Source organism: Paenibacillus tyrphae (genome assembly GCF_027925525.1).
GTDB lineage: Bacteria > Bacillota > Bacilli > Paenibacillales > NBRC-103111 > Paenibacillus_G > Paenibacillus_G tyrfis_B.
Map to the genome: position 1 here is coordinate 1 of NZ_BSDJ01000103.1, position 435 is coordinate 435.

Here is a 435-nt window from a genome sequence, read left to right on the forward strand (position 1 = left end):
GAGCGTTCCCTGGACATGATCGTCGGGATCTTGGGGATCTTGAAAGCCGGGGGCGCGTATGTGCCGATCGATCCGGAGTATCCGGAGGAGCGCATCCGCTATATGCTGGAAGATTCGGGAACGAAGACGCTTGTGCTGCAGCGCTGCTTGAAGGACCACGTTTCTTTTGCGGGCACGCTTGTCATGCTGGATGACAAGCGGCTCGACCGAGAGGACGGATCGAACCTGGAACCGGCTGTTGGTCCAAACCACTTGGCTTATGTTATCTATACCTCGGGAACAACCGGTAAGCCGAAAGGCGTTCTGATCGAGCATAAAAACGTCGTTCGCCTGTTGTTCAACGATCGGAACAGGTTTGATTTCAGCGCTGCGGATACGTGGACCTTGTTTCACTCTTTTTGCTTCGATTTCTCCGTCTGGGAAATGTACGGGGCG

Annotated in this window: 1 protein-coding gene; it reads left to right on the forward strand. The window is 54.5% G+C overall.

Going from position 1 to position 435, the window contains the following annotated elements; genetic code table 11:
- Positions 1-435: AMP-binding protein (locus tag QMG93_RS35040; protein WP_281944527.1), on the forward strand; the 435-nt coding region annotated here is incomplete at both ends.